The following is a 22,087-nucleotide window of genomic DNA, read 5'->3' on the forward strand; positions in this document are numbered from 1 at the left end:
TTGCCGGGCCGTCAGTATCCGAGCTTGACCGGGACCTGTTCCTGGCCTGAGGCGGCGGGCATAAGCGCAATCGACGAAATGTCCTCCCGCCCGTCCTGCTGCAGCAGCAGTGCGCCGTAGGCGGCGTCACCCGAGGCAGACACGACATACCCCACCACCAAGGATTCCCCGACCTTCTCCGGCACGTCGATGGACGTGGTGGTTCCCCCGGCGATGTCGGCGGTCGAAGCAGCCTGGATCTTGCCGTCGGCCGTAATGGCTGAGTACGAAATGGAAGCCCGGTCCTCCAAGGCTCCGAAAACAAGGATGCGTACGCCGCCCTGGGGCACCGGCACTACGTGCTGGCTGCCCAGCCGGACTCCGGCCGGCGCCCACGCGACGTCGGAGGCCTTATTCTCCTCGAGCCCGCGCGTCACCCGTGCCGCAGCCACAAATGACACGTCGGAACTGGCAGCCACTGTGTAGTGGCCTGCCGGCACGCCTGCCAGCGACACCTCCGTCACCGAGCCGGCCTTGGCGGTGACCACTCCCCCGTTCGGCAATGCTTTCTGGCCGTCTCGGCCAAAGAGCTTGATCTCCACCACTGCGTCCGACTGCCCCGGCACAGTGAGCTGCAGGGCAGGCCCCGCATCCGCATAGCCCTTTTGACCGGTGAGCGAGGCGATGGAGCCGCCATCCTGGATATCGATCCCTGTCATGACCTGCCGCGCTGCGGGGGCAGCTCCCGGGGAAATAAAATCAACGCCGCCGGGCGTCAGCCCGCGCAGGACACTCTGCTGGATCGCCGCGGCCACGGGGCCACCGGCGCTCCGCACGTGCACGCTCAGCTGGGCTTCACCCGGCGCGAGCCCTGCCAGGACGATGGACCTGGTACTGCCCGGTGCCACCAGGAGGCCGCGGCTCCCGGGAGCCTGGATCTGGCCTTTGGAGCCGTAGAGTTCCAGGCTGACCGTGGCGGGTGTAGTTGAGGCGTTGCTGAGGGTCAGGACCGAGGTGCGCCCCAACGTGGTGCTCGCTCCGGCGAGCCACACGTCGTTGGAGGGCTGCTGGCAGTTGGCCGCCGCGGATCCCTGGAGGTCACCGTCGGTGGCCGAGTACTTCATGAGGGCCGCAGCCGATGCCTGCTGGCCCTCACGGGCATCGGCGCTGAGGACGCTCGCGGCGTCCACGGCCTGTTGTTCGATGACGCCGGCCTTGAGCTCCTGCGGCCCGGCTGCCCCGCTGGCCTGCGGGCCGCCGCTGGCGATCTCGACGGCGGTGGCCCCGCCAAGCGCCGAAAGCCGGCTGGCGGGCATGACCCCGCCGGGTGCACTGATGACTGCGCCGGAAACCGCGCTGCGGGCGGTTGCGGATTCCGGGCTGAACTGGGGATCAGTGCCGGCTTCGGTGCCTTCCAGCAGCCGCGCCGGACCCGGGCAGACTCCGACGCTGGAACCGGCAGGCACGGCGGCCAACGCGGCAGGGAGGACCCGGCTGCCCACGGGTTGGGGAGCCAGCGAGGCGGCGGCAACCAGTCCGCCGGCAGCGGCAACAATTGCCGCTGCCGAGGCCAGCCCGGTGAAGAGTCCCCTGCGGGTCGACTTTCCCAGTCGCGGGGAAGTGTCCTTATGCATTCTGGTGTTCCTTACGCAAGGAGCCCTCGTCCCGGGACAGACCGGTGTTGGGGCGGCGGGCCGGCATGGGGACAGCGAGCATGACGGTGAGGCCGATGACCGTGATCTGCAGGATGCCGGACCACACGGCCCAAGGGTTCTCGTAGCGGATGGTGAGCTGCCCGGCCGAAGGCGGCAGCGTGAAGGCCTGCGCCCAGCCGGACGTGGTGGAGGTGAGCTTCCGCCCGTCGAACCAGGCGCTCCACCCGGGATCGGCGCGTTCTGCGAGCACCACGAGCCGTCCGTCGGTTCCCTCCGGAACTGACGTGTCGACGTCGTCGAAACCAGAAGGCAGCAGCGCAACGGTGGCACCGTCGCCGTCGATGATCCGGGCCCGGTGGGCAACGTCCGCCGGCTGCAGAACGGGCTGGTTCAGCGGTGTGATCCGCCAGAGCCAGCCGACGTCCGTCTGTCCGACGGCGATGAGTCCGGGCACAGCATCCATCCTGCTGGCTGTGAGCTGCGCCGCGGTGTCGGCTGAACGCAGAACCACGAAGCCTGCGCCGAGCTGTTCCAGTTCAGGGCGGGGATCCACGCCCTGTCCGGCGACGATGGTTGCGACCACGCTGCGGAGAGCCGCGGTGACGGTGTCGTCGTCGCGGACTGATTCGGTGCCGGGGGCTCCGAGGATGTTCCGGGCGGACGCGATGGCGGACAGGCTGTCCAGTGTAGTGCCGGCACCGCGCATCAGGGCTGCGTTGAAGGTGCCGTCGTCCGAGGTGCTGATCAGGAGCGTTCGTGTTTGCTCCGGGCCCGTTCCCCGGTCGATGGCTGTCGCGGGGAGGGTCCGGGGATCCCCGGCCTCCACCAGCCGGGGCGCTCCCAGCGGGTCGCCCCCTGTACCGGCAGGCAGGCCCGCCGCGGTGGTTGACCGGAGCAGGTTCTGTGCGGACCAGGCCGCCATTCCGGCCATGGGGCCAGCCAGCAGGACGACCGTGGCCAGGGCGACGGCCGACCGCACCACGATTTTCCGGGGGCCGCGTGCGGCAGACGCCTTGTCGGCAGCGTCGAGGAGCCGCTCGGCGCCGATGAGTGCCGCTCCCAGCATGGCGAAGCCGGCGGCCGAGACCGAGGGACCGGTGAAGGGGGTCACCAAAGTGTCCGCGTTGACACCTGTGGCCACGTGGCTGGCCAGCCAGCCGGCGGCAAGGACAATAAGTGCTGCCACCCAGAGGGCGCGGGCCGCGCGGCTGCGCTTGCCGGGCACCAGGAGGGCCAGGAAGGCGAGGACCAGCACGGGCGCGGCTACCAGCAGGGCGAGCAGCAGTGCCCACGGCACATCGCCGCCGAAGAACGGAAGCCCGGACAGTCCGCCGTCCGGCGTGAACCGGATGGGCTGCCCGAGAATTTGCTGCCACAGGGGTGCGCCCGCAAAGCCGAGCGGCACGCCGGGATCCGCCAGCAGGGCACGGGGCCTGTCCAGCACGGACGAAGCGAAGGGGATGAAAAGCGCAGCGCTGGGAAGGAGGGCCCACCACACTGTGCGGCCCCGCCGGCCGGGCAACAGGCCGCAGAGAATGATGACGACGGCGGCCGGGGCCAGCAGCGAAGGTGCCGACGCAGACACCACGGCCAGGGCCAGGCCGGCAGCCGCTGCCGCCGTCCAGGAAGGCATGCCGTTGATTCCCGGTTTCTCCGGCGGCCTTTCGGTGAACCGCCTGTCGCCGGGCGTGGGCAGCAGGAAGCGCCCCTGGCCAAGGGCCGTGCCGGTGGCGCGGAGCAGGGCCAGGACCAGCAGTGGAATCATCAGGTGGGCGATCAGGGCGCCAATCCGGCCCTGGTTCAGGGCAACCTGCAGTGCAGGAGCGGCGGCCCAGAACAGGGCGGCGATGAAACGGAACCGGCGCCGCAGCGTCAGGGCTCCCGAGGCGAACCACGCCGTCAGGCCGGACAGCGGGGCTGCCAGCAGGAGCAGCCAGGCCATGGCGCTGTTTGCGTCTCCCCCGCCCAGGACGCCCAGGATCCACAGCACGTAGCCGAACGGATCCCCTTTGCCGGGCAGCCCGGCGCCCAGGCTGATCCACCAACTGGACGCATGGTGCCAGATCTCGCCCAGCGTCGATGACACCGGGATGAGGGCGCCACCGGAGGCAGCCTCCGCACGGAAGAGGCCGGTGAGGGCAGTGAGTGACGCCGCTGCCGCGATGAGTACCGCTGCCAGAGCGCCGTTGCCCACCCAGGCACGCTCGCTGGTGGTCAGAGCCGCGAAGTCATCGGCGGAGTCCCCGCTGGGCTGGTTGGCGAGCGGATCCTTTTCCAGGCCTTCTGACGGCGAGGCTTCGGATCCCAGTGCTTCCATGAGGGATCGGCGGTGGCTCCAGACCTCGCGGCGGGAGGTCTGCAGCTTACTGACGACTGAGCGGCGGATCCGTCGGGTGCGGGCGGCGGTTCGACGCGCTTTCGCCACCGCACCCGGCCTGCCCAGCGCCGCTAAGGTGGCAGCGAACTGGGCAAAGCCGTACCCGGGATCCTTGACCGCGATGCTGAGGACAAGTTTGAAGATGCTCCCCAGGAGCGCGCCGGCCGCGTGCAGCGGCACTTTCCACAGCGGCGAGTGTTTGAGCCGCAGATGCACCTGTGCTTTCCTTGCCGCAGACGCATTCCCGAGGCCATGCGGCCTGTGCGCCACATGGAACATCCGGGCGGTGGGCACCACCACGACGCGGTGTCCGGCAAGACGGTTCCGCCAGCAGAAGTCGATGTCATCGCCGCTGCCGGGCAGCGCCGGGTCAAACCCCTGCAGCTGTTCCCAGACGTCCCGGCGGACGAGCATTCCGGCAGAATTCACGGCGAAGGTGTCGCTGCGGCCGTCGTACTGGCCCTGGTCCAGTTCGTCGGCGTCGATCAGGGTGAGGCGCTCGGCCCATCTGCTGGTGGAAAGCCCGACGTCGATCAGCCTGCGTTCGGCGTGCCAGTCCAGCTGCTTACAGCCGGCCACCGTGACCGAGGGTGCACGCTCCACGGCGCCCAGCAGTTCGGCCAGCGCTTCGGGGGCTGGCGCGGCGTCGTCGTGAAGCAGCCAGATCCACTCCGGGCCGGCATGTTCAGGTTGCCCGGTCCAGGGTGACAGGGCCTCAAGACCGGCACGCACGGCGCCGCCCATACCGGACCTGGCGTGCGGGTGCGTGATGACGTTGGCTCCGCCGAGAGACCGCGCCAGCAGGGTTTCGGAGTCATCCTTGGAGCCTGTGTCCACACCGATGACCGAGTCGACAGGCCGGGTCTGGTCCGCGAGGGCAGCCAGGGTTCTGGGGAGATAGGCACTGCCGTTGTGGGACACCACAACGGCAGTGACGTGCACTTCCTGAAGAATTAGATTGCTCGCTTCCTTAGCCGCCGGCGCTCACGCTCGGAAAGGCCTCCCCAAATGCCAAACCGTTCGTCATTAGCCAGCGCGTATTCAAGGCATTGGGACCGCACGTTGCACGCACCGCAGACCTTCTTGGCGTCGCGGGTGGATCCGCCCTTTTCAGGGAAGAATGCTTCCGGATCAGTCTGGGCGCAGAGTGCGTCAGTCTGCCAGCCCAGTTCGCCTTCGTCATCGAAGTCCTGCTGGAAAGGCAGCCCGATCCATACCGGCTGCGAGGTGGTCCCGGTGGAGGTCTGCAGCTCCATGGGCGGATCCAGGTCGTCATCGTCCTGGTCCTGTCCCCCATCGAGCAGGGCTTCATGGGCTGCGAGGAAAGCAGTGGCCTGGTCCTCGAAAGACTCTTTGGTGTTGCGGTTGTAGCGCTCTGCGGCGTCCGGATCCGCAGGATCCACGTACCAGTCGCTCGGCACGCCTCGTGAACGGTACTTAGCCGTTGCCTGTCCGGCGACGACTGCATCTTCATGGATACGCTCTGCTTGCCCCACGGCGACCCTCCTGATGTTGCTGCCCCTGCCTGGATACTTGGACACTCGGTTGTGTGCCGGTATTTGCGCAATGGCGTTCGATATCTAATTACACGTGTGTAACTACAGGCGAGTCAAGCCGTGGAGGGATAATAATCAACTCTTGCGGCCAAGTACGCGCACGCCACGCCCGGCAATTTTCGCCGACACGCCCGCCGGCCAGGAGGGCTGAAGCAGGGCGGAGCGCGCATTCCCCCAGATTCCAAGGAATCCGGGGAGAAAATACAGCCTGAAACCGAATAACGCAAGCGAAATGAGAAAATACTGTGAGTAAAATCACAGCCAATTCGCCGATGTAAGTCGCCGGTTCCGGGCTGGCGAAGGCCCGGTTTTCCGGTGACGGGTCTCCTCGCCCGTGGCAAGATGTAGCCATGAGCATCCCGGCGATCGATCTGATGACAACCCTGCGCTCCGGCCACTCCACGTCGCCACGGCTGACCTGGTACGGACCGGATTCCGAGCGCGTGGAGCTATCGGGGCGGGTGCTGGACAACTGGGTTGCCAAGACGAGCAACCTGCTGCAGGACGAACTCGACGCCGAACCCGGGATGCGACTGGGCCTTGCCCTTCCGGCGCACTGGAAGTCGGTTATCTGGGCGCTGGCAGCCTGGCAACTCGGGATGGAGACCGTCCTGGACGGCGGTGATGCGGACTATCTCGTAACCGACCGGCCTGACTCATCAGGCAGCCACGACGCCGTTATCGCTGTTGCCCTCCCCGCCCTTGCCATGCGCTGGCCGGGTGAGCTGCCCGCCGGGTCCATCGATTACGCTTCCGAAGTCCGTTCCCACGGTGACGTGTTTATGGCCCACACCGATCCGTCGGCCTCCGTCTGCGCCATCCGCGCCCACGACGGCCAGCAGCACCTCCACGAGGGCCTGCTCACGGGGTTCGCCGCACCGCACGAAGACGGCGTACGCCTGCTTGTTGCGGCCTCCGACGGCCTCGAAGCGGCATTGTCGAACTCACTCGGCGCCTGGAGCAGCGGCGGATCAGTGCTTCTGGCACACCCGGACGTTGAGCTGACAGACAAGCTCCTGGCAGCCGAACGCATCCACGGCAAGTAAGGGTCCCCGGACCGGCGCCCTTCGTGAAAGCTGGAAGACTGGAGGCTAGGGCTGCCGGGGGGTTTCCGAGGTGTCCTTGTCCAGTTGTTCCCCACGCTGGGCAGCTGCAGCAGCAGCGGCGGCCTTCTCGTGATGGTGCCGCTCGATGAGCTCGTGGTCGTGGGAGAACTCCGGCTCCTGGTCCAGTTCTTCATTGAACACAAGGAACCGGTAGGCGAAGAAGCGGACCACCGTCGCTACCAAAATCCCCACAACTCCGGCGGCGAAAAGCATGTTCTTGTCCGTCACGTTGAACGAGTACTTGGCCAGGGCAGTGAATCCTGTGGAGATCCCAATCCCAATGCCGTTGATGAGAACGAACATCAGGAACTCGCGGAGAACGTTGGCCTGCCGCCGATGCCGGAACGTCCACATCCGGTTGGCGATCCAGGAGAAAATCGTCGCGATGCTCGCGCCGACGAAGCGCGCTTTGGCTTCACTGTCGGTCATCGGGCCGTGCATCAGGTAATACGTCAGTCCGTTATCAATGACGAAGGCAGCACCGCCGACAGCTCCGAACTTGGCTACCTCACGCCAAAAAAGCGAGGCGAGCCCCCGGATACGATCTGCAAGTGCGTTGTACATGACCCTCCATGGCCGTCAGAACTGTGGGCCACACGGCCAAAGGCCCATTTTAGCGCTGAAATCACCCAAGCTGCCTCCGCCCCCGGGAAACTGGGGGCCGAATTACCCTAAATTCGGCCTCCGTGGCGCCGGAAAGCCGGGATCCGGCGCGCTTTTCTGTAGGCTGGCACTTGTGACTTTTCCAGTAATCGGCGTGGTTGGCGGCGGCCAGCTAGCGCGCATGATGGCCCCAGCCGCCACCGCCCTAGGCTTTGAACTCCGAGTCCTGGCCGAGGCGGAGGACGTCTCCGCCGTGTCGGCCGTTGCCAACTCGCCGGTGGGCGACTACCGGGATCTCCAGACGCTCCTCGACTTCGCGCAGGGCCTCGATGTCATGACGTTCGACCATGAACACGTGCCGACGGACCACCTCCGGGAGCTCCTGGCTGCGGGCGTGAACGTCCAGCCGGGTCCGGACGCGCTGGTCAACGCGCAGGACAAGCTGGTGATGAGGGCAGCCATCGAAAGGCTGGAGCTGCCGAACCCTGACTGGGCCTCGGTCCAGGATGTGGCAGCCCTGGTCAGCTTCGGCGACCGGATCGGCTGGCCGGTGGTCCTCAAAATGCCCCGCGGAGGCTATGACGGCAAGGGTGTGCGGATCGTCGATTCCGCCGAGGACGCCGCAGATACAGCTCCCTGGTTCGAAGCCATGAGCCCGCTCCTCGCCGAAGCCAAGGTGGACTTCAGCCGGGAGCTCTCGGCCCTGGTGGCACGCACCCCTGACGGCGAGTCACGGGCCTGGCCCGTTGCCCACACGATTCAGGTGGACGGGGTCGCAGACGAAGTCATCGCCCCCGCCCTGGATATCGCAGTGGAGGTAGCGGCGGCAGCCGAAGACGCAGCCCTGCGGATCGCCGGCGAACTGGGCGTGACGGGGGTAATGGCCGTGGAACTTTTCGAAACACCGGGAACCGGTGCCGGATTCCTGATCAACGAGCTGGCCATGCGGCCGCACAACACCGGCCACTGGACCCAGGACGGCTCTGTCACCAGCCAGTTTGAACAGCACCTCCGGGCCGTCCTGAACCTCCCGCTGGGCGCCACCGACGTCCTCGGGCCGGTTGTCGTGATGAAGAACATCCTGGGCGGAGACAACCAGGATCTCTTTTCCGCGTATCCGGCCGCCCTCTCCAGCGAGCCCGCCGCGAAGGTCCATTGCTACGGCAAGTCAGTGCGGCCCGGGCGCAAGATTGGCCACGTCAACCTGGTGGGCGCCTCCACTGACGAAGTGGACTCGGTCCGGCAGCGCGCCTCAAGGGTGGCTGGCATCATCCGCAACGGCCGGGTTCCGGCCGAAGAATCAGCACGGATTTCCGAGGAGAACACATGAGCACTGAAACTTCACCAGACACCACCACCGAAACCAGTCCGATTGTCGGCCTGGTGATGGGCTCGGACTCGGATTGGCCGGTCATGGAAGCCGCGGCAGACGCCCTGGCCGAATTCGGCATACCTTTTGAAGCGGACGTGGTGTCCGCGCACCGGATGCCAGCTGAAATGATCCGCTACGGCCAGACAGCCCACGAACGCGGACTCCGGGTCATCATTGCCGGCGCCGGGGGCGCTGCGCACCTTCCGGGCATGCTCGCGAGCGTGACGCCCCTGCCTGTCATCGGAGTCCCGGTCCCGCTGAAGACCCTGGACGGAATGGATTCGCTCCTGTCCATCGTCCAGATGCCGGCCGGCGTCCCGGTGGCCACCGTTTCCATCGCCGGTGCCCGCAACGCAGGCCTGCTGGCGGTCCGCATCCTGGCATCGGGCACGGACGAACTGGCCGCCTCACTCCGGGCCGACCTCCTGGATTTCGCCCAGGAGCTCAATGACGTTGCCACCCGGAAGGGCGCCAACCTCAGGCAGAAAGTCAGCGAAGTCTTCGCTGACGGCAATGGTGTCCTCCGGGGCAGCCGCTAAGGCACCGCAAGATGTCCAGAAGCGAAACGCAGCAGCCCTCAGCCGGCGCGGTCATGACTGATCCCGTCCGGTATCCGTCCAGTGCCTCGGCCCCGGTGCGGACCAAACGGGCCTTTGTCCTGCTGCTGATGACCCTCCTGGTGCCGGGCAGCGCCCAAATTGTGGCCGGTGACCGGAAGCTCGGCCGCATCGCCCTGCGGGCCACCCTATGCGTCTGGGCGTTGCTGGTGGCCACCCTCCTGCTGCTGGTGCTCAACCGGTCGCTGCTCATCAACATCATGACGAATCCGTTCGCCTCATTGCTGATCATTGTGGTACTGGTTGCCCTCGCCCTAGGGTGGGCGTTTCTCTTCGTCAACACACTGAGGCTGATCCGCCCGGTGCTGCTGGCACCGGGGGCGCGTCCCGCCGTCGGCATTGCCCTGGTCCTTGCCCTGGTCCTGAGCAGCGGCTCCCTGGGGTATGCCGCCTACCTGCTGAATGTCGGTCGCAACGCGATCGGCAGCATTTTCTCGGCCGGCCCGGCCATCGATCCCGTGGAGGGCCGCTATAACTTCCTAATGATGGGCGGCGACGCGGGCGAAGACCGCACCGGCCGGCGGCCTGACAGCCTCTCCGTGCTCAGCGTCGACGCCAAGACTGGCCAAACGGCCATCATCTCCGTGCCGCGCAACCTCCAGAACGCCCAGTTCAGTGAGGGCTCGCCCATGCGCAAGATCTATCCGGACGGCTACGACTGCGGCAACGAATGCCTCATCAACGCCATCAACACCGAGGTCACCAACGAGCACGCGGACCTCTACCCCGGCGTGGCCGATCCCGGCGCCCAGGCCACTCTTGAAGCCGTCTCGGGCACACTCGGCATCACCGTCCAGGCCTACGTCCTGGTGGACATGGACGGCTTCGCCAAGCTGATCGATGCCATGGGCGGTATCAGGATCAAGGCCGGCGGCTGGGTGCCCATGAGCGGCGACATGATCGACGAGGCCAACGGCATCCACGGCATGCCGCTTGGCTGGCTCCCTGCCGGCGAACTGCACCTGAACGGCTACCACGCCCTCTGGTACGGACGCTCCCGCGAATTCGTCGACGATTACGCCCGCATCCAGCGCCAGCAATGCGTCCAGCAGGCCATGCTGAAGCAGCTCGACCCGGCCACTCTGCTGTCCAAGTTCGAGGACATCGCCAGTGCAGGCACCAAGGTGGTGGACTCAAACATCTCGTCCTCCCAGCTGGGAAGTTTTGTGGACCTCGCGATGAAGGCCAAAGGCAAGGAGGTCAAGCGGCTCACCATCGGGCCCCCCGATTTTGACGCGTCCTTCTCCACCGTGCCCGACTTCGACGTCATCCATGACAAGGTGGACCAGCTGCTCGCCTCCGCGTCGGAGCCTCAGGCCGCCGCGCCCATTGACGGCATCGTGCAGTCCCCCGCGGCAGGCGGCCGGCTGCAGGCATCCGGCCTGCAGCAGCCCACTCTGCTGGCAGCTGGCGGCGCCCTGGCACAGCAGCCCACGCCGCCGTCGTCGGACTTCACCCCGGTGACCACCACCCCCGACGGCGAACCGATCACCGAGGCGATGCTGAACCAGCTCAAGAGGGAAGGCAACGAGCAGGCGCTCCGTGAGCTGGTCGCCTCGAACGGGCTGTGCGCACCGTTATAAGCGGCAGCTCCCCTTCGACCGCACGCCCCCGTATACCTGAAGACCAAGAAATGGACACCCGCTGTGTACGAAATTGAGAATGTCCTCCGCGATTATGCCTGGGGATCCACGACGGCGATCGCAGGGCTCCTGGGCCGCCCCGAATCCGGCAGCCCGGAAGCCGAACTTTGGATTGGCGCGCACCCGGACTCCCCCTCCGTCGCACGGCTGCCTGACGGCTCCATGGTGCCGCTGGACCAGCTGATTGCCGGCGATCCCGAGCATTTCCTCGGCCCTGAATCGGTGGCCGGTTTTGGACCGCGGCTTCCGTTCCTCACCAAGATCCTCGCGGCAGCCCAGCCGCTTTCGCTCCAGGTCCACCCCAGCCTCGAGCAGGCTCGGGCCGGATTCGCCCGCGAAAATGGTGAAGGTGTCGCGGCGGACGCGGCCAACCGGAACTACCGCGATGACAACCACAAGCCTGAAATGATCTTTGCCCTCACGCCCTTTGAAGCGCTGTGCGGCTTCCGGCCTGCGGCTGAAACGCGCGGCATCCTGCTCCACCTGGCAGCCGCCTTCGACGCCGTCGAGGCCGACCGTCCGCCGCTGCTCACCGAACTCCTTGCCGACCTCGGTGAGGCTGACGAGGGCGCCGGGCTCCGGAGGGCCTTCGAGCGGCTGATCCCGGGCGGGCCCGCCGTTGCCGAGGCCACTGCGCTGGTGGCGGGCGTGCTCGTCTCCGGCGCCGCCCTTGAGCCGTACCGGTCCGAGCTGTCGACGGTGATCAGCCTCAATGAGAAGTACCCTGGCGATCCCGGCGTGCTGATTTCGCTGCTGCTGAACCGGATTTCGCTGGCTCCGGGTGAAGCGGTGTACCTGCCTGCCGGCAACGTGCACGCCTACCTGCATGGCTTGGGCGTGGAGGTCATGGCTTCGTCCGACAACGTGCTCCGCGGCGGGCTGACCCCCAAGTTCATCGACGTCCCCGAACTCCTGCGCACCATCGAGTTCAAGCCGGTGGACGTGCCGATGCTGGCCCCCGAAATTTCCGGCCTCGGCCAGGAGCTCTACCAGCCGCCGTTCCGGGAATTCCAGCTGCAGCGGATCGAGCTGGCCCCGGGGGCGTCGCCCGTCCCGCTCGCCCAGTCCGGCGCAGCCGTGGTAATCGTGGTCGCGGGGTCCGTGTACCTGGACTCACCCAAGGGTGACCTGCAGCTGGGCCGGGGTGGCAGCGCCTTCCTGGCTGCCGCCGAGGCTCCCGTCAACGTCCACCCGGTCTCCGGGGCGGAAGCACCCGCGGTGGCGTTCGCCGTCACCACGTCGATGAGGGCCTGACCGGTGGAGTATTTCCTCCAGACGCCCGCGTGGGCGGACGTCCAGTCATCCCTGGGCCGCGCAGTCCATCAGCAGTCCGGCCCCGGCTGGAGCTTCCTGGCAGTTGAAGAGACAAACCCCGCCGGCAAGGTGCTCTACGCGCCTTACGGCCCGGTGGCTTCTTCCCCTGGCGCGTTCGACGCCGCCCTGGCCGCCCTCGTGGAACTGGCCCGGTCCTGCGGTGCTGTGTTTGTCCGGATCGAACCGGTGGCTGCCGGGCTCGACCTTCCTTCTGCCGCGGACGACCTCCGGCGCCGTGGCCTGCAGCCGGCACCGAGCAACCCGCAACCAGAGCTGAGCTGGATCGTGGACCTGGAGGGCGACTTCAAGGACGTTCTGGCCGCCATGAAGCCCGTCAACCGGAACCTCCACCGGAACATCCACAAAAAGGGTGTCACCTTCCGGTCGTCGCAGGACCCGGAGGACATCGGCATCCTGCTGGACTTCCTTCACATGACGGCCCGGCGGAACGGATTCAAGCCGCAGAGCGACGACTACCTGACCCGTGTGGCTGCCTCACTGATGCCGGCAGGCGCTGCCACCCTGTTCATAGCGGAACTGCACGGCGAGCCCATCGCCGCGGCCCTCGCCTACGACTCCGCGGACACCCGGACTTACGCCCACGCGGCCCTGGACGACGCCCACCGGAAGCTGAGCGCGGGCATTCCGCTCCTGGTGACGCTGATGGCCGACGCCAAGGAGCGTGGCCTGAAGCATGTGGACCTGTGGGGCGTGGCACCGGCTGACCAGCCCGACCACAAGTGGGCTGGCTTCACGGCATTCAAGAAGTCGTTCGGCGGCCGCGAAATCGCGTACCCCGGCGCCTGGGACCTCCCGGTGAAGAAGCTCCGGTACAACGCCTACCAGGTGGCGCGGCGGCTGCGCGACAAGCTCCGGCCCCTCCGCTCCCCCTCCGCGCGAACTGGCAGATAAGACCCTCAAAATCGCTGTTTGGCGTCATCAGCTGCCGGTTCGTTCGCAGAGGGCTCGGCTGGAAGAACTGCTCAGCACTGCTCTGACCTTTTCGACGACGAACGGCCGCTCCCCCTCCAGATCACCCTGCTGCACGCGAAGCTCCCGCCAGCCCAGACTTTCTGTCAGGCTCTGCCGCTTGATGTCGCGCCGGTACTGGTCGGGATCACCATGGTGGGCGCCGTCGTACTGAAGGGACAATCGCTGGTCCGGGTAGGCTGCGTCGGGCCAGACGACGGGGTGGCCCAGTCCGTTGCGGAGCACAACATTCAGTGCCGGTTCGGGAAGCCCTGCCTGCACCAGTGCCAGCCGCATCATAGTCTCGGGTGCGGAGTCCGACCCAACCCGGATCAGGTCAAGGGCCAGCCGGGCGATCTTCACTCCGCGCATTCCCGGGTGTTGGCCTACGATTTCTTTCAGGTCGGCGACTGTTGCCAGCGGTTTCCGCGGCACTGGGAACTCATCGCCGTGGCTGACAACGATGGAGTCACCAGCCGCAACAAGCTCGCTGAGACTGAGACGCGCAGCAAGGTCGAGCCACGTACGGGCAGGCGAGGTGAGCCGAACGCCGTCGAACGATATGACCTCACCGGGCTTGAACGATAACTGGTGTCCCACAACATTCCGGCGGCGCGGCTTACAGCCGTCGGAGGGGCGGGCTATGTGGATCTTCCAGTCCTGCTCCAACCATGCGGGCAGGCAGATACCGCAGATCCGCGCAGCGCTGCAATGCGTCAGGACACACCTTGGGTCGAGCCGGGTGTAGGCCCGGACGTTTTCTGCCACACTCCCGGTGCCGTGAAGCGGTACTCTGATGCCGCGCGATGGCGTGAATATGCCGGCGCGGCTCAACTGTCTCCGGCTGAGGCCGAGGGCATCCGCATCGACAACAAGAAATGATCCAGGTGGGAGCTGGGGAGGCATCGGAATCCGGGACATGCTCTAGTGTGGACCGTTCTGGACTGCCGGTTTCAGTTATCCACAGGATGATTTGGTTCCTTAAACGCGAACTGGCAGCTAATGCCGCCAAATCGGGGATTTGAGCGTATTAGCTGCCAGTTCGCGCGTCCTCGGAGCGGCGCGGCGCGAAGAACCTAGTTCTTGCGGGCGTAGCCTTCCCACTTGCTGGCCTGGTGCTCGCCGTCAACAAAGCGGATGGTGCCGGACTTGGAGCGCATCACGATGGACTGGGTGAGTACCTTGTCCTTGGAGTAGCGGACGCCCTTGAGGAGGTCGCCGTCGGTGATGCCCGTAGCCGCGAAGTAGCAGTTGTCACTGGACACCAGGTCGTTGGTGGACAGCACGCGGTCCAGGTCGTGTCCGGCGTCGATGGCCTTCTGCTTCTCATCATCCGAGGTGGGCCACAGGCGGCCCTGGATAACGCCGCCCAAAGACTTGATGGCACAGGCGGCCACGATGCCTTCGGGGGTGCCGCCGATGCCCATGAGGGCGTCAACGCCGGTTCCGGAGCGGGCCGCGGCGATGGCGCCCGCGACGTCGCCGTCCATGATGAACTTGGTGCGCGCACCGGCTTCGCGGATTTCTTCGACCAGCGGGCGGTGGCGGTCACGGTCAAGGATCATGACGTTGAGCTGGTTGACCTTCACGCCCTTCGCCTTGGCGATGAGGTGCAGGTTCTGCTTGACCGGTAAACGCAGGTCAACCATGTCGGCGGCTTCGGGTCCGGTGACCAGTTTCTCCATGTAGAACACGGCGGAGGGGTCGAACATTGAGCCGCGTTCGGCCACGGCCAGGACCGCGAGGGCGTTGTTGATGCCGAGTGCAGTCAGGCGGGTACCGTCGATGGGGTCGACTGCGACGTCGCATTCCGGGCCGGTGCCGTCGCCTACGTGCTCGCCGTTGAACAGCATCGGGGCTTCGTCTTTTTCGCCTTCGCCGATAACCACAACGCCGTTGAAGTGGACCGTGTGAAGGAAGGAGCGCATGGCGTCAACGGCAGCGCCGTCGGCCTTGTTCTTGTCGCCGAAGCCAACCCAGTGGCCACCGGCGATGGCCGCTGCCTCGGTGACGCGAACAAGTTCAAGGGCAAGGTTGCGGTCAGGCTCGTCGATCCCCACAGCCAGGGACGGCGAAATCGTGGAGTACTGCTGGGTCATAGGCGCTGGTGACACGTGAACCTCTTCTTCGAGTGGCGATCATTGGACCCGTTCCACCGCTTGAGGCGGATACGGTGATTCCTCTGCTTCCGATCATAGTCGCGGCGCCGCCCTCCCGGCATGGCATGACGCGGGCCCGCAATGTGCAGGACGGAACGGGGGCAGCCTTCGCTGCCGCCCCGAGTGTGAGTTGGAGGCCTGCATGGGCGACTATAGAGGGGTGAGTGATATGCAGGAAAAGACCAGCCCGGGCCAGGACGCTTCCGGTTCCGGGAGCGCAGGCCAGGCCCCGGATGCCGCGGAGCAGCAGCCCGTGAAGCCCGTAATCCCGGCGGCAGCGGCCAAACGCGCCAACGCATCGGTCATGGGCATGATCATTGCCCTGGTCGTCAGCATCGCGGCCTTCCTGCCGATCGTCCTGATGAACCCGTTCCCGAAAAGTGAAGGCTTCCGGCCGGACATCGATGTGAGCGCTGTGGCCCGGAACGCCACGGATGTGGCAGGATTCACACCCGTCGCGCCGGAGACCGGCGACACATTCACGTCCAACTACGCCCGATGGGAGTCGGGCAGCGGCACCGGCGTCCCCACCTGGGAAGTGGGTTACCTCACACCCAACGACTCCTTCATCGGACTGGTCCAGACCCGGCTGGCCAATCCCACCTGGCTCCTCCAGGAGACAGGAAACGCACCCGTCACGGGATCCCGCAATGCGGGAGGTCAGGAATGGGAGCTTCGGGATTCTGGCAAGGGCAACCGGAGCATGGTGCTGAACTACCGGGGCACCACCGTCATCCTCTCCGGGCCCGCCAAACTGGACGAGTTCGCGGTACTGGCGGACGCCGTCGTGAAGTCACTGGAAAGTAACCCGGCCGCCACAGTTTCACCGTCGGCCACACCTTCGCCGTAAAGTAACCCCGTGGCTACTTACCTGACTCCTGCCCTTGCCTGGCGCCGCATGCGCGAAGGCAACGAACGCTTCGTCGCCGGCGAATCCTCGCACCCGAACCAGGACGCGTCCCGCCGGTCCTCGCTCGTGGAGAACCAGCACCCGTTCGCCGTGATCTTCGGCTGCTCGGACTCACGGCTCGCCGCAGAGATCATCTTCGACCTGGGACTGGGGGACGCCTTTGTGGTGCGTACCGCCGGCCAGGTGATCGACGACGCCGTCCTCGGCTCGCTCGAGTACAGCGTGGGTGTGCTGGGGGTACCGCTGATCGTGGTCCTCGGGCACGACAGCTGCGGCGCCGTCAGCGCCACCAAGACCGCCGTCGAAACCGGGCAGATGCCGGCCGGCTTCATCCGGGACCTGGTTGAACGGATCACCCCCTCGGTCCTGACGTCCATCCGGAATAACCAGCACGAGGTCAACGACATGGTGGTGGAGCACGTCAAGCAGACGTCCCAGCGCCTGGTGGACAGCTCGCGTGTGATTTCCGCCGCAATCGAGGACGGCCGTGCCGCCGTGATCGGCCTCTCCTACAGCCTGGCGGAGGGCCGCGCGAACGTGGTTTCCGGCATCGGCGAGGTTTAGGCCCGGCCCGGAGCAGCACCCGTAGCATGCGGTTCACGGTTTTAGCCCCGGCGGCCAATCGCCCTAAGCTAGCCCCATGACTTCCACTGAAGAATTCCGCATTGAACATGACACGATGGGCGAAGTCCGCGTCCCCGTGAACGCCCTGTACCGTGCACAGACGCAGCGTGCAGTTGAAAACTTCCCGATCTCCGGCAAAACCCTGGAACGCGCCCACATCGAAGCCCTCGCCCGGGTCAAGAAGGCAGCCGCCCAGGCCAACGCGGAACTTGGAGTGCTCGACGGCGAGCTCGCCAAGGCCATCGCGGATGCCGCCGATGAGGTAGCTGCAGGCAAGTACGACGGCGACTTCCCCATCGACGTTTTCCAGACCGGCTCCGGCACGTCCTCGAACATGAACACCAACGAGGTCATCGCCGAACTCGCCACCCGCGCGCTCAGGGCGGCAGGCAGCGACAAGGTGGTGCACCCGAACGACCACGTCAACGCCTCCCAGTCCTCCAACGACGTCTTCCCCACCTCGGTCCACGTCGCAGCCACCTCGGCCCTGATCAACGACCTCATCCCGGCCCTCGGCTACCTGGCCGAGTCCCTGGAGCGCAAGGCCGTCGAGTTCAAAGACGTGGTCAAGTCCGGCCGCACGCACCTCATGGACGCCACTCCGGTCACACTCGGCCAGGAGTTTGGCGGCTACGCCGCCCAGGTCCGCTACGGCATTGAGCGCATCAACGCCTCACTCCCCCGCGTTGCTGAAGTTCCCCTCGGCGGCACGGCTGTGGGCACCGGCATCAACACCCCCGCCGGGTTCCCGGAGCGCGTCATCGAACTGCTTGCCACCGACACCGGCCTGCCGCTGACTGAAGCCCGTGACCACTTCGAGGCCCAGGCCAACCGCGACGGCCTGATCGAAGCGTCCAGCCAGCTGCGCAACATCGCGATCTCCTTCATGAAGATCAACAACGACCTCCGCTGGATGGGCTCCGGCCCCAACACGGGCCTGGGTGAAATCGCGATCCCGGACCTGCAGCCGGGCTCGTCGATCATGCCGGGCAAGGTCAACCCCGTCATCTGTGAGGCCTCCATCATGGTGTGCGCGCAGGTCATCGGCAACGACACCGCCATCGCATGGTCGGGCACCAACGGCGCCTTCGAGCTGAACGTCGGCATCCCGGTGATGGCCGCCAACCTGCTCGAGTCCGTCCGCCTGCTGGCCAACACCAGCCGCGTCATGGCGGACAAGATGATCGACGGCATCACCGCGAACGTGGAGCGCGCCCGCTTCCTCGCCGAAGCATCGCCGTCCATCGTCACCCCGCTGAACAAGTACATCGGCTACGAAAACGCCGCGAAGATCGCCAAGAAGGCCGTCGCCGAGGGCCTCACCATCCGTGAGACCGTCATCGCCATGGGCTTCCTGGAACGCGGCGAGGTCACCGAAGAGCAGCTGGACACCGCACTGGACGTTATGTCCATGACGCGCCCGCCGCACAAGGCCTAGATAAAGCACGACGGCGGCCGCCCACCTTCATCACGAAGGTGGGCGGCCGTTTGGCGTTAAGGCAGTCGTTAGCAGCAAGGGCGCCAAGTGTACGTTCGCGCAGTTCCCAGCCACAGGTAAACTTGCACTAATTTAGATTCAGTGCAAAACTTTACTTTGTGAATGATAGTGCAGTAATTGAAGGCGGTCTCCGTGAGCGCAAACGCGCCGCCACCCGCGCGGCCATCACCGCCGCCGCGCGGACCCTGACCGCCGAACGCGGCCTCAACGGCTACACCGTGGAGGAAGTCTGCGAGCGTGCCGATATCTCCCGCCGCACGTTCTTCAACTACTTCCCGACCAAGGAAGACGCCATCCTCGGCCACATTGACGATGACATCCCCGCAGACGTCCTCGAGGAATTCGTCGCCGGCGGCAAGGCATCACCGCCCGGGGAAATCTCCCCCACCCTGTTCCAGGACCTCGTCAGGCTGTCCCTGAGGCTTTCCGAACACATGGCAGCATCCGAAGAGGAAACCCGCCAGCTGATCGGCGTGGTCAAAAAGGAACCCCAGCTGATCCTTCGGATCATCGGCGTGACCGAACAGCGTGAAGCGCAGTTCGCCCGCGACGTTGCGTTGCGCGAGGGCGTCGCAGCTGACCACCCTGTGGTCCAGATGGCCGTCGTGCTGCTGGGCACCATCGCCCGGAAAAGCAGCATGGCCTACTTCTCCGAAGGCAACACCCGCCCCTACGCCGAGTTGCTGATGGAGAACATCTCCGCTGCCAGCCAACTCTTCTCCCAGCCGCTCCAAGAACCAGTACCCGCAGAAGGACAACCATGAGCACCACCGCCAGCCCCAAAGCAGCAGCCGGACCGCTGCTGCTGACCCAGAAACGCATCTGGATCATCTTTTCGGCGCTCATTGCCGGAATGCTGCTTTCGAGCCTTGACCAGACCATCGTCTCCACCGCCATGCCCACCATCGTGGGCAAGCTCGGCGGCGTGGAGCACCAGGCCTGGATCACCACGGCCTACCTCCTGGCCACCACCATCGTGATGCCCATCTACGGCAAATTCGGTGACATCCTGGGCCGCCGCAACCTCTTCCTGGTGGCCATCGCCCTGTTTACGCTCGCCTCGGTGGGCTGCGCGTTCGCCACCGATTTCTGGGGCTTCGTGATCTTCCGCGCCATCCAGGGCCTGGGCGGCGGCGGACTGATGATCCTCTCGCAGGCCATCATCGCCGACATCGTTCCCGCCAAGGACCGTGGCAAGTACATGGGTCCCCTCGGCGCCATCTTCGGCCTCTCCGCAGTGGCCGGTCCCCTGCTCGGCGGATTCTTCGTAGACCACCTGACCTGGGAATGGGCCTTCTACATCAACATCCCCATCGGCATTGCCGCGTTCACCATCGCCTGGTTCACGCTGACCCTGCCGAACAAAAAGGCCGAAAAACGGATCGACATCCTGGGCGTGCTGCTGCTCTCCGCCGCCACCACCTGCCTGATCTTCTTCACCGACTTCGGCGGCAAAAAAGACCAGGGCTGGGACTCACCCCTTACCTGGGCCTTCGGCGCCGGACTGCTGGTCGCGGCTGCAGCCTTTGTGATGGTGGAACGCCGCGCGGAAGACCCCATCATCCCGCTCAGCCTCTTCAGGAACCGGATCTTCATCAACGCCACCGCCATCGGGTTCACCCTCGGTCTGGGCATGTTCGCTGCCATCGCCTTCGTCCCCACGTTCCTGCAGATGTCCTCCGGGACCTCAGCCGCCGAATCCGGGCTTCTGATGCTGCCCATGATGGTGGGCCTGATGGGGATGGCCATCTATTCGGGAATCCGGATCTCCAAGACCGGCAAGTACAAGATGTTCCCCATCCTCGGCGCCTCCCTGACGATCGCGGCCATGCTGTGGCTGACCACCCTGACCGCGGAAACGCCCATCTGGGTCATCTGCGTCCAGCTGTTCGTGTTCGGCGCAGGACTGGGATCAATCATGCAGGTCATCGTCCTCGTGGTGCAGAACTCGGTTCCGGCCGACCAGATCGGCACCGCCACCAGCACCAACAACTACTTCCGCGAAGTCGGCGCGTCCCTGGGCGTGGCAGTCTTCGGCGCGATCTTCACCAACCGGCTCTCAGAATCGCTGACCAGCGCGTTCACCGGCGCCGGGGCGTCCACCGAGCAGGCGGCGCAGTCCACCAGCACCCTGGACCCACAGGCCCTGAGCCAACTCCCGGAGCAGCTGCGGGACGCGATCGTGAACGCCTACGCAAATTCCCTGGCCCCGGTCTTCTGGTACCTGGTGCCGTTCCTGGCCATCGCGCTGGTCCTGGCCCTCACCCTGAAGCAGATCCCGCTCTCGGACACCGCCGGAATGGTGGCCCGCGGCGAGGCTGTCGGCGGCGAAGAGGCCGAACGCCTCGAAGCCGAGCACCTTGCCCTGCTGCACGCCGAAACGGCCGGCAGCAACGCGCGGGCGGGAGCCGGGGACGCGGTCACCGGCGGCATCAAGGACGACGACGGCGAGCTGGCCTCCCCGCGCCGCTGACCGCCGTCGTACGGCAGTAAGCCAAAAAAGCCTGCAGGGGCGCCGCAATCTTGGGGGTTGCGGTGCCCCTGCGGCATGTCGCCGAACTGCTGTTTCCGGTCACGGCTCGAAGTGGGCCGCCTCCTCCGGGGACAAAGCACGGCGGATGCTTGTGAGATGACCCGGCATGAGTTCCGGCAGGCCGTCCAGGCTGAACCATCCGACCTCCAGCGACTCGTCGTCGTTGACGCGTGCCGTGCCTGAGACGTAGCGGCAGCGGAACACCACGTCCAGGAATTCGCAGACGTCACCGTTGGGATAGGTGAACGGTCCGACCGTGCCCACCGAGACAACCCGTTCAGCCTCCGCCACCACTGCGGTTTCCTCGAAGATTTCACGGACAAGTCCCCGGGCCGGCTCTTCGCCGGGGTCGAGCATGCCGCTGACGAGTGCCCAGTGGCCGTTGTCGACACGGCGCCCCAGGAGAACACGGCCGGAATCGTCAAGGACCACTCCGCGGACGCCGGGCAGCCACAGCGGGTCATGGCCGATTTTCTCGCGGAGCTTGAGTATGTAGTCAGGAGCAGGCATTTTTCCAGCCTATCGGCTGACGGCGGCGCTGGCCGGGCGGACCCGGCACGGCATGCGGACCGGGTCAGGCCGGCAGCAGCATCGCGGCGGCCGCGCCCGCCAACATAAACGGACCGAACGGGATGGATGATTTCAGTGTTCCCCGGCGGGCTGCCAGCAGGGCCAGGCTCCACAGGCCGCCCAGCAGGAACGCCCCAAAAGTCGCGGCAAAAACATGTGTCCAGCCCAGATATCCGAGATACATGCCCAGGACGCCTGCCAGCTTGACATCGCCGAAACCCATGCCGGGCGGATAGGCCAGCCGGAGCACAAAATAGAAGGCCCACAGGACCGCTCCCCCGGCGATGATGCGCAGGGCCGGGACCCCGAACAGGGCCGCAGCGCCATCCGGCCCGGCCGGCAGTGTCCAGGCCCCGGTCACCGCCGGAACAACCGCAGCGGCAGCCAGCAGGACGCCGGCGACGGCGTAGGACGGAAAGACGATCCGGTTGGGCAACAGGTGATGGCGTACGTCAATAATGGTGAGCCGGACAGCGATCACCGCAAAATACGCGCACGCCGCCAGGACCAGCCAGAAGGCCAGCGGGGCTGCTTCCCAAAGTTCGTCCAGTCGTCGGATCACTCCTCGGATGCTACTGGATTTTCCCTTCCTGCCGGAGGGC

19 protein-coding genes are annotated in these 22,087 nt (G+C 66.0%); 11 read left to right on the forward strand and 8 right to left on the reverse strand.

The genetic code is table 11. From position 1 onward, the window contains the following. Positions 1 to 11: 11 nt before the first annotated feature. Genes EYS21_RS07965 through EYS21_RS23680 form a run of 3 tightly spaced genes read right to left on the reverse strand, consistent with a single transcriptional unit; the run spans position 12 to position 5,507 of the window. Positions 12 to 1,613: a DUF5719 family protein gene (locus EYS21_RS07965; protein ID WP_242633334.1), complete on the reverse strand. Its 1,602-nt coding sequence runs from the start codon at positions 1,611 to 1,613 to the stop codon at positions 12 to 14. Beyond that, positions 1,606 to 4,953, reverse strand: coding sequence for a glycosyltransferase family 2 protein (locus EYS21_RS07970; protein ID WP_131132660.1), 3,348 nt, complete (start codon positions 4,951 to 4,953; stop codon positions 1,606 to 1,608). The genes EYS21_RS07965 and EYS21_RS07970 overlap by 8 nt, the downstream gene beginning before the upstream one ends. An 11-nt stretch (positions 4,954 to 4,964) precedes the next feature. Then, positions 4,965 to 5,507, reverse strand: a complete 543-nt coding sequence (locus EYS21_RS23680; RefSeq protein WP_131132661.1) for a WhiB family transcriptional regulator — start codon at positions 5,505 to 5,507, stop codon at positions 4,965 to 4,967. Between the two features lie 410 nt (positions 5,508 to 5,917). On the opposite strand from EYS21_RS23680, the gene EYS21_RS07980 reads away from it, so the two are divergent. Continuing rightward, positions 5,918 to 6,613 carry a TIGR03089 family protein gene (locus EYS21_RS07980; protein WP_131132662.1) on the forward strand — a complete coding sequence of 232 codons (696 nt, stop codon included), beginning with the start codon at positions 5,918 to 5,920 and terminating at the stop codon, positions 6,611 to 6,613. Between the two features lie 45 nt (positions 6,614 to 6,658). On the opposite strand, the gene EYS21_RS07985 is transcribed toward EYS21_RS07980, so the two are convergent. After that, positions 6,659 to 7,237, reverse strand: coding sequence for a GtrA family protein (locus tag EYS21_RS07985; RefSeq protein ID WP_131132663.1), 579 nt, complete (start codon positions 7,235 to 7,237; stop codon positions 6,659 to 6,661). Positions 7,238 to 7,409: 172 nt separating this feature from the next. On the opposite strand from EYS21_RS07985, the gene EYS21_RS07990 reads away from it, so the two are divergent. From EYS21_RS07990 to EYS21_RS08010, 5 genes are all read left to right on the forward strand, one after another. Continuing rightward, entirely contained in the window at positions 7,410 to 8,606 is a 1,197-nt protein-coding gene (locus tag EYS21_RS07990; protein ID WP_131132664.1) for a 5-(carboxyamino)imidazole ribonucleotide synthase, read from the forward strand. Further along, positions 8,603 to 9,187, forward strand: a complete 585-nt coding sequence (gene purE, locus EYS21_RS07995; protein WP_131132665.1) for a 5-(carboxyamino)imidazole ribonucleotide mutase — start codon at positions 8,603 to 8,605, stop codon at positions 9,185 to 9,187. The genes EYS21_RS07990 and purE overlap by 4 nt, the downstream gene beginning before the upstream one ends. Before the next feature lie 11 nt (positions 9,188 to 9,198). Beyond that, on the forward strand, positions 9,199 to 10,848 hold the full coding sequence (locus EYS21_RS08000) for an LCP family protein (RefSeq protein WP_131132666.1): 1,650 nt from the start codon (positions 9,199 to 9,201) through the stop codon (positions 10,846 to 10,848). Between the two features lie 63 nt (positions 10,849 to 10,911). Further along, positions 10,912 to 12,162, forward strand: coding sequence for a mannose-6-phosphate isomerase, class I (gene manA / locus EYS21_RS08005; protein ID WP_131132667.1), 1,251 nt, complete (start codon positions 10,912 to 10,914; stop codon positions 12,160 to 12,162). A gap of 3 nt (positions 12,163 to 12,165) precedes the next feature. Next, a complete protein-coding gene (locus EYS21_RS08010) occupies positions 12,166 to 13,134 on the forward strand; it encodes a peptidoglycan bridge formation glycyltransferase FemA/FemB family protein (RefSeq protein WP_131132668.1) in 969 nt (322 codons plus the stop codon). Between the two features lie 27 nt (positions 13,135 to 13,161). On the opposite strand, the gene EYS21_RS08015 is transcribed toward EYS21_RS08010, so the two are convergent. Both EYS21_RS08015 and glpX read right to left on the reverse strand, forming a co-directional pair. Continuing rightward, entirely contained in the window at positions 13,162 to 13,959 is a 798-nt protein-coding gene (locus tag EYS21_RS08015) for a hypothetical protein (protein WP_242633335.1), read from the reverse strand. A gap of 308 nt (positions 13,960 to 14,267) precedes the next feature. Then, a complete protein-coding gene (gene glpX / locus EYS21_RS08020) occupies positions 14,268 to 15,290 on the reverse strand; it encodes a class II fructose-bisphosphatase (RefSeq protein WP_181037131.1) in 1,023 nt (340 codons plus the stop codon). 229 nt (positions 15,291 to 15,519) lie between these two features. On the opposite strand from glpX, the gene EYS21_RS08025 reads away from it, so the two are divergent. The 5 genes from EYS21_RS08025 to EYS21_RS08045 all read left to right on the forward strand — a co-directional run bounded on the left by EYS21_RS08025 (position 15,520) and on the right by EYS21_RS08045 (position 20,855). Further along, the gene (locus EYS21_RS08025) at positions 15,520 to 16,200 is read left to right on the forward strand and encodes a DUF4245 domain-containing protein (RefSeq protein ID WP_131132876.1); all 681 of its coding nucleotides are present in this window, start codon (positions 15,520 to 15,522) and stop codon (positions 16,198 to 16,200) included. A gap of 9 nt (positions 16,201 to 16,209) precedes the next feature. Further along, a complete protein-coding gene (locus EYS21_RS08030) occupies positions 16,210 to 16,824 on the forward strand; it encodes a carbonic anhydrase (protein ID WP_131132670.1) in 615 nt (204 codons plus the stop codon). Positions 16,825 to 16,900: 76 nt separating this feature from the next. Beyond that, the gene (locus EYS21_RS08035) at positions 16,901 to 18,322 is read left to right on the forward strand and encodes a class II fumarate hydratase (RefSeq protein ID WP_131132671.1); all 1,422 of its coding nucleotides are present in this window, start codon (positions 16,901 to 16,903) and stop codon (positions 18,320 to 18,322) included. Positions 18,323 to 18,480: 158 nt separating this feature from the next. Then, positions 18,481 to 19,146 (forward strand): TetR/AcrR family transcriptional regulator, encoded by a 666-nt coding sequence (locus EYS21_RS08040; protein WP_131132672.1) that lies wholly within the window; start codon positions 18,481 to 18,483, stop codon positions 19,144 to 19,146. Further along, on the forward strand, positions 19,143 to 20,855 hold the full coding sequence (locus EYS21_RS08045; RefSeq protein ID WP_131132673.1) for an MDR family MFS transporter: 1,713 nt from the start codon (positions 19,143 to 19,145) through the stop codon (positions 20,853 to 20,855). The genes EYS21_RS08040 and EYS21_RS08045 overlap by 4 nt, the downstream gene beginning before the upstream one ends. Before the next feature lie 99 nt (positions 20,856 to 20,954). Here EYS21_RS08045 and EYS21_RS08050 read toward each other — a convergent pair whose 3' ends face one another. Further along, the gene (locus EYS21_RS08050; RefSeq protein WP_131132674.1) at positions 20,955 to 21,425 is read right to left on the reverse strand and encodes an NUDIX domain-containing protein; all 471 of its coding nucleotides are present in this window, start codon (positions 21,423 to 21,425) and stop codon (positions 20,955 to 20,957) included. 64 nt (positions 21,426 to 21,489) lie between these two features. Further along, a complete protein-coding gene (locus EYS21_RS08055; RefSeq protein ID WP_131132675.1) occupies positions 21,490 to 22,047 on the reverse strand; it encodes an A24 family peptidase in 558 nt (185 codons plus the stop codon). Between the last annotated feature and the right edge of the window lie 40 nt (positions 22,048 to 22,087).

Origin of the sequence: Arthrobacter sp. S39 (assembly GCF_004320525.1) — a bacterium.
GTDB lineage: Bacteria > Actinomycetota > Actinomycetes > Actinomycetales > Micrococcaceae > Arthrobacter.

Coding starts and splice junctions, on each gene's coding strand:
- EYS21_RS08025 (WP_131132876.1), top strand. CDS start 15,520: ATGCAGGAAAAGACCAGCCCGGGCCAGGACGCTTCCGGTTCCGGGAGC.
- EYS21_RS08045 (WP_131132673.1), top strand. CDS start 19,143: ATGAGCACCACCGCCAGCCCCAAAGCAGCAGCCGGACCGCTGCTGCTG.
- EYS21_RS08000 (WP_131132666.1), top strand. CDS start 9,199: ATGTCCAGAAGCGAAACGCAGCAGCCCTCAGCCGGCGCGGTCATGACT.
- EYS21_RS08035 (WP_131132671.1), top strand. CDS start 16,901: ATGACTTCCACTGAAGAATTCCGCATTGAACATGACACGATGGGCGAA.
- EYS21_RS07985 (WP_131132663.1), bottom strand. CDS start 7,237: ATGTACAACGCACTTGCAGATCGTATCCGGGGGCTCGCCTCGCTTTTT.
- EYS21_RS08050 (WP_131132674.1), bottom strand. CDS start 21,425: ATGCCTGCTCCTGACTACATACTCAAGCTCCGCGAGAAAATCGGCCAT.
- purE (WP_131132665.1), top strand. CDS start 8,603: ATGAGCACTGAAACTTCACCAGACACCACCACCGAAACCAGTCCGATT.
- EYS21_RS07980 (WP_131132662.1), top strand. CDS start 5,918: ATGAGCATCCCGGCGATCGATCTGATGACAACCCTGCGCTCCGGCCAC.
- glpX (WP_181037131.1), bottom strand. CDS start 15,290: ATGACCCAGCAGTACTCCACGATTTCGCCGTCCCTGGCTGTGGGGATC.
- EYS21_RS07965 (WP_242633334.1), bottom strand. CDS start 1,613: ATGCATAAGGACACTTCCCCGCGACTGGGAAAGTCGACCCGCAGGGGA.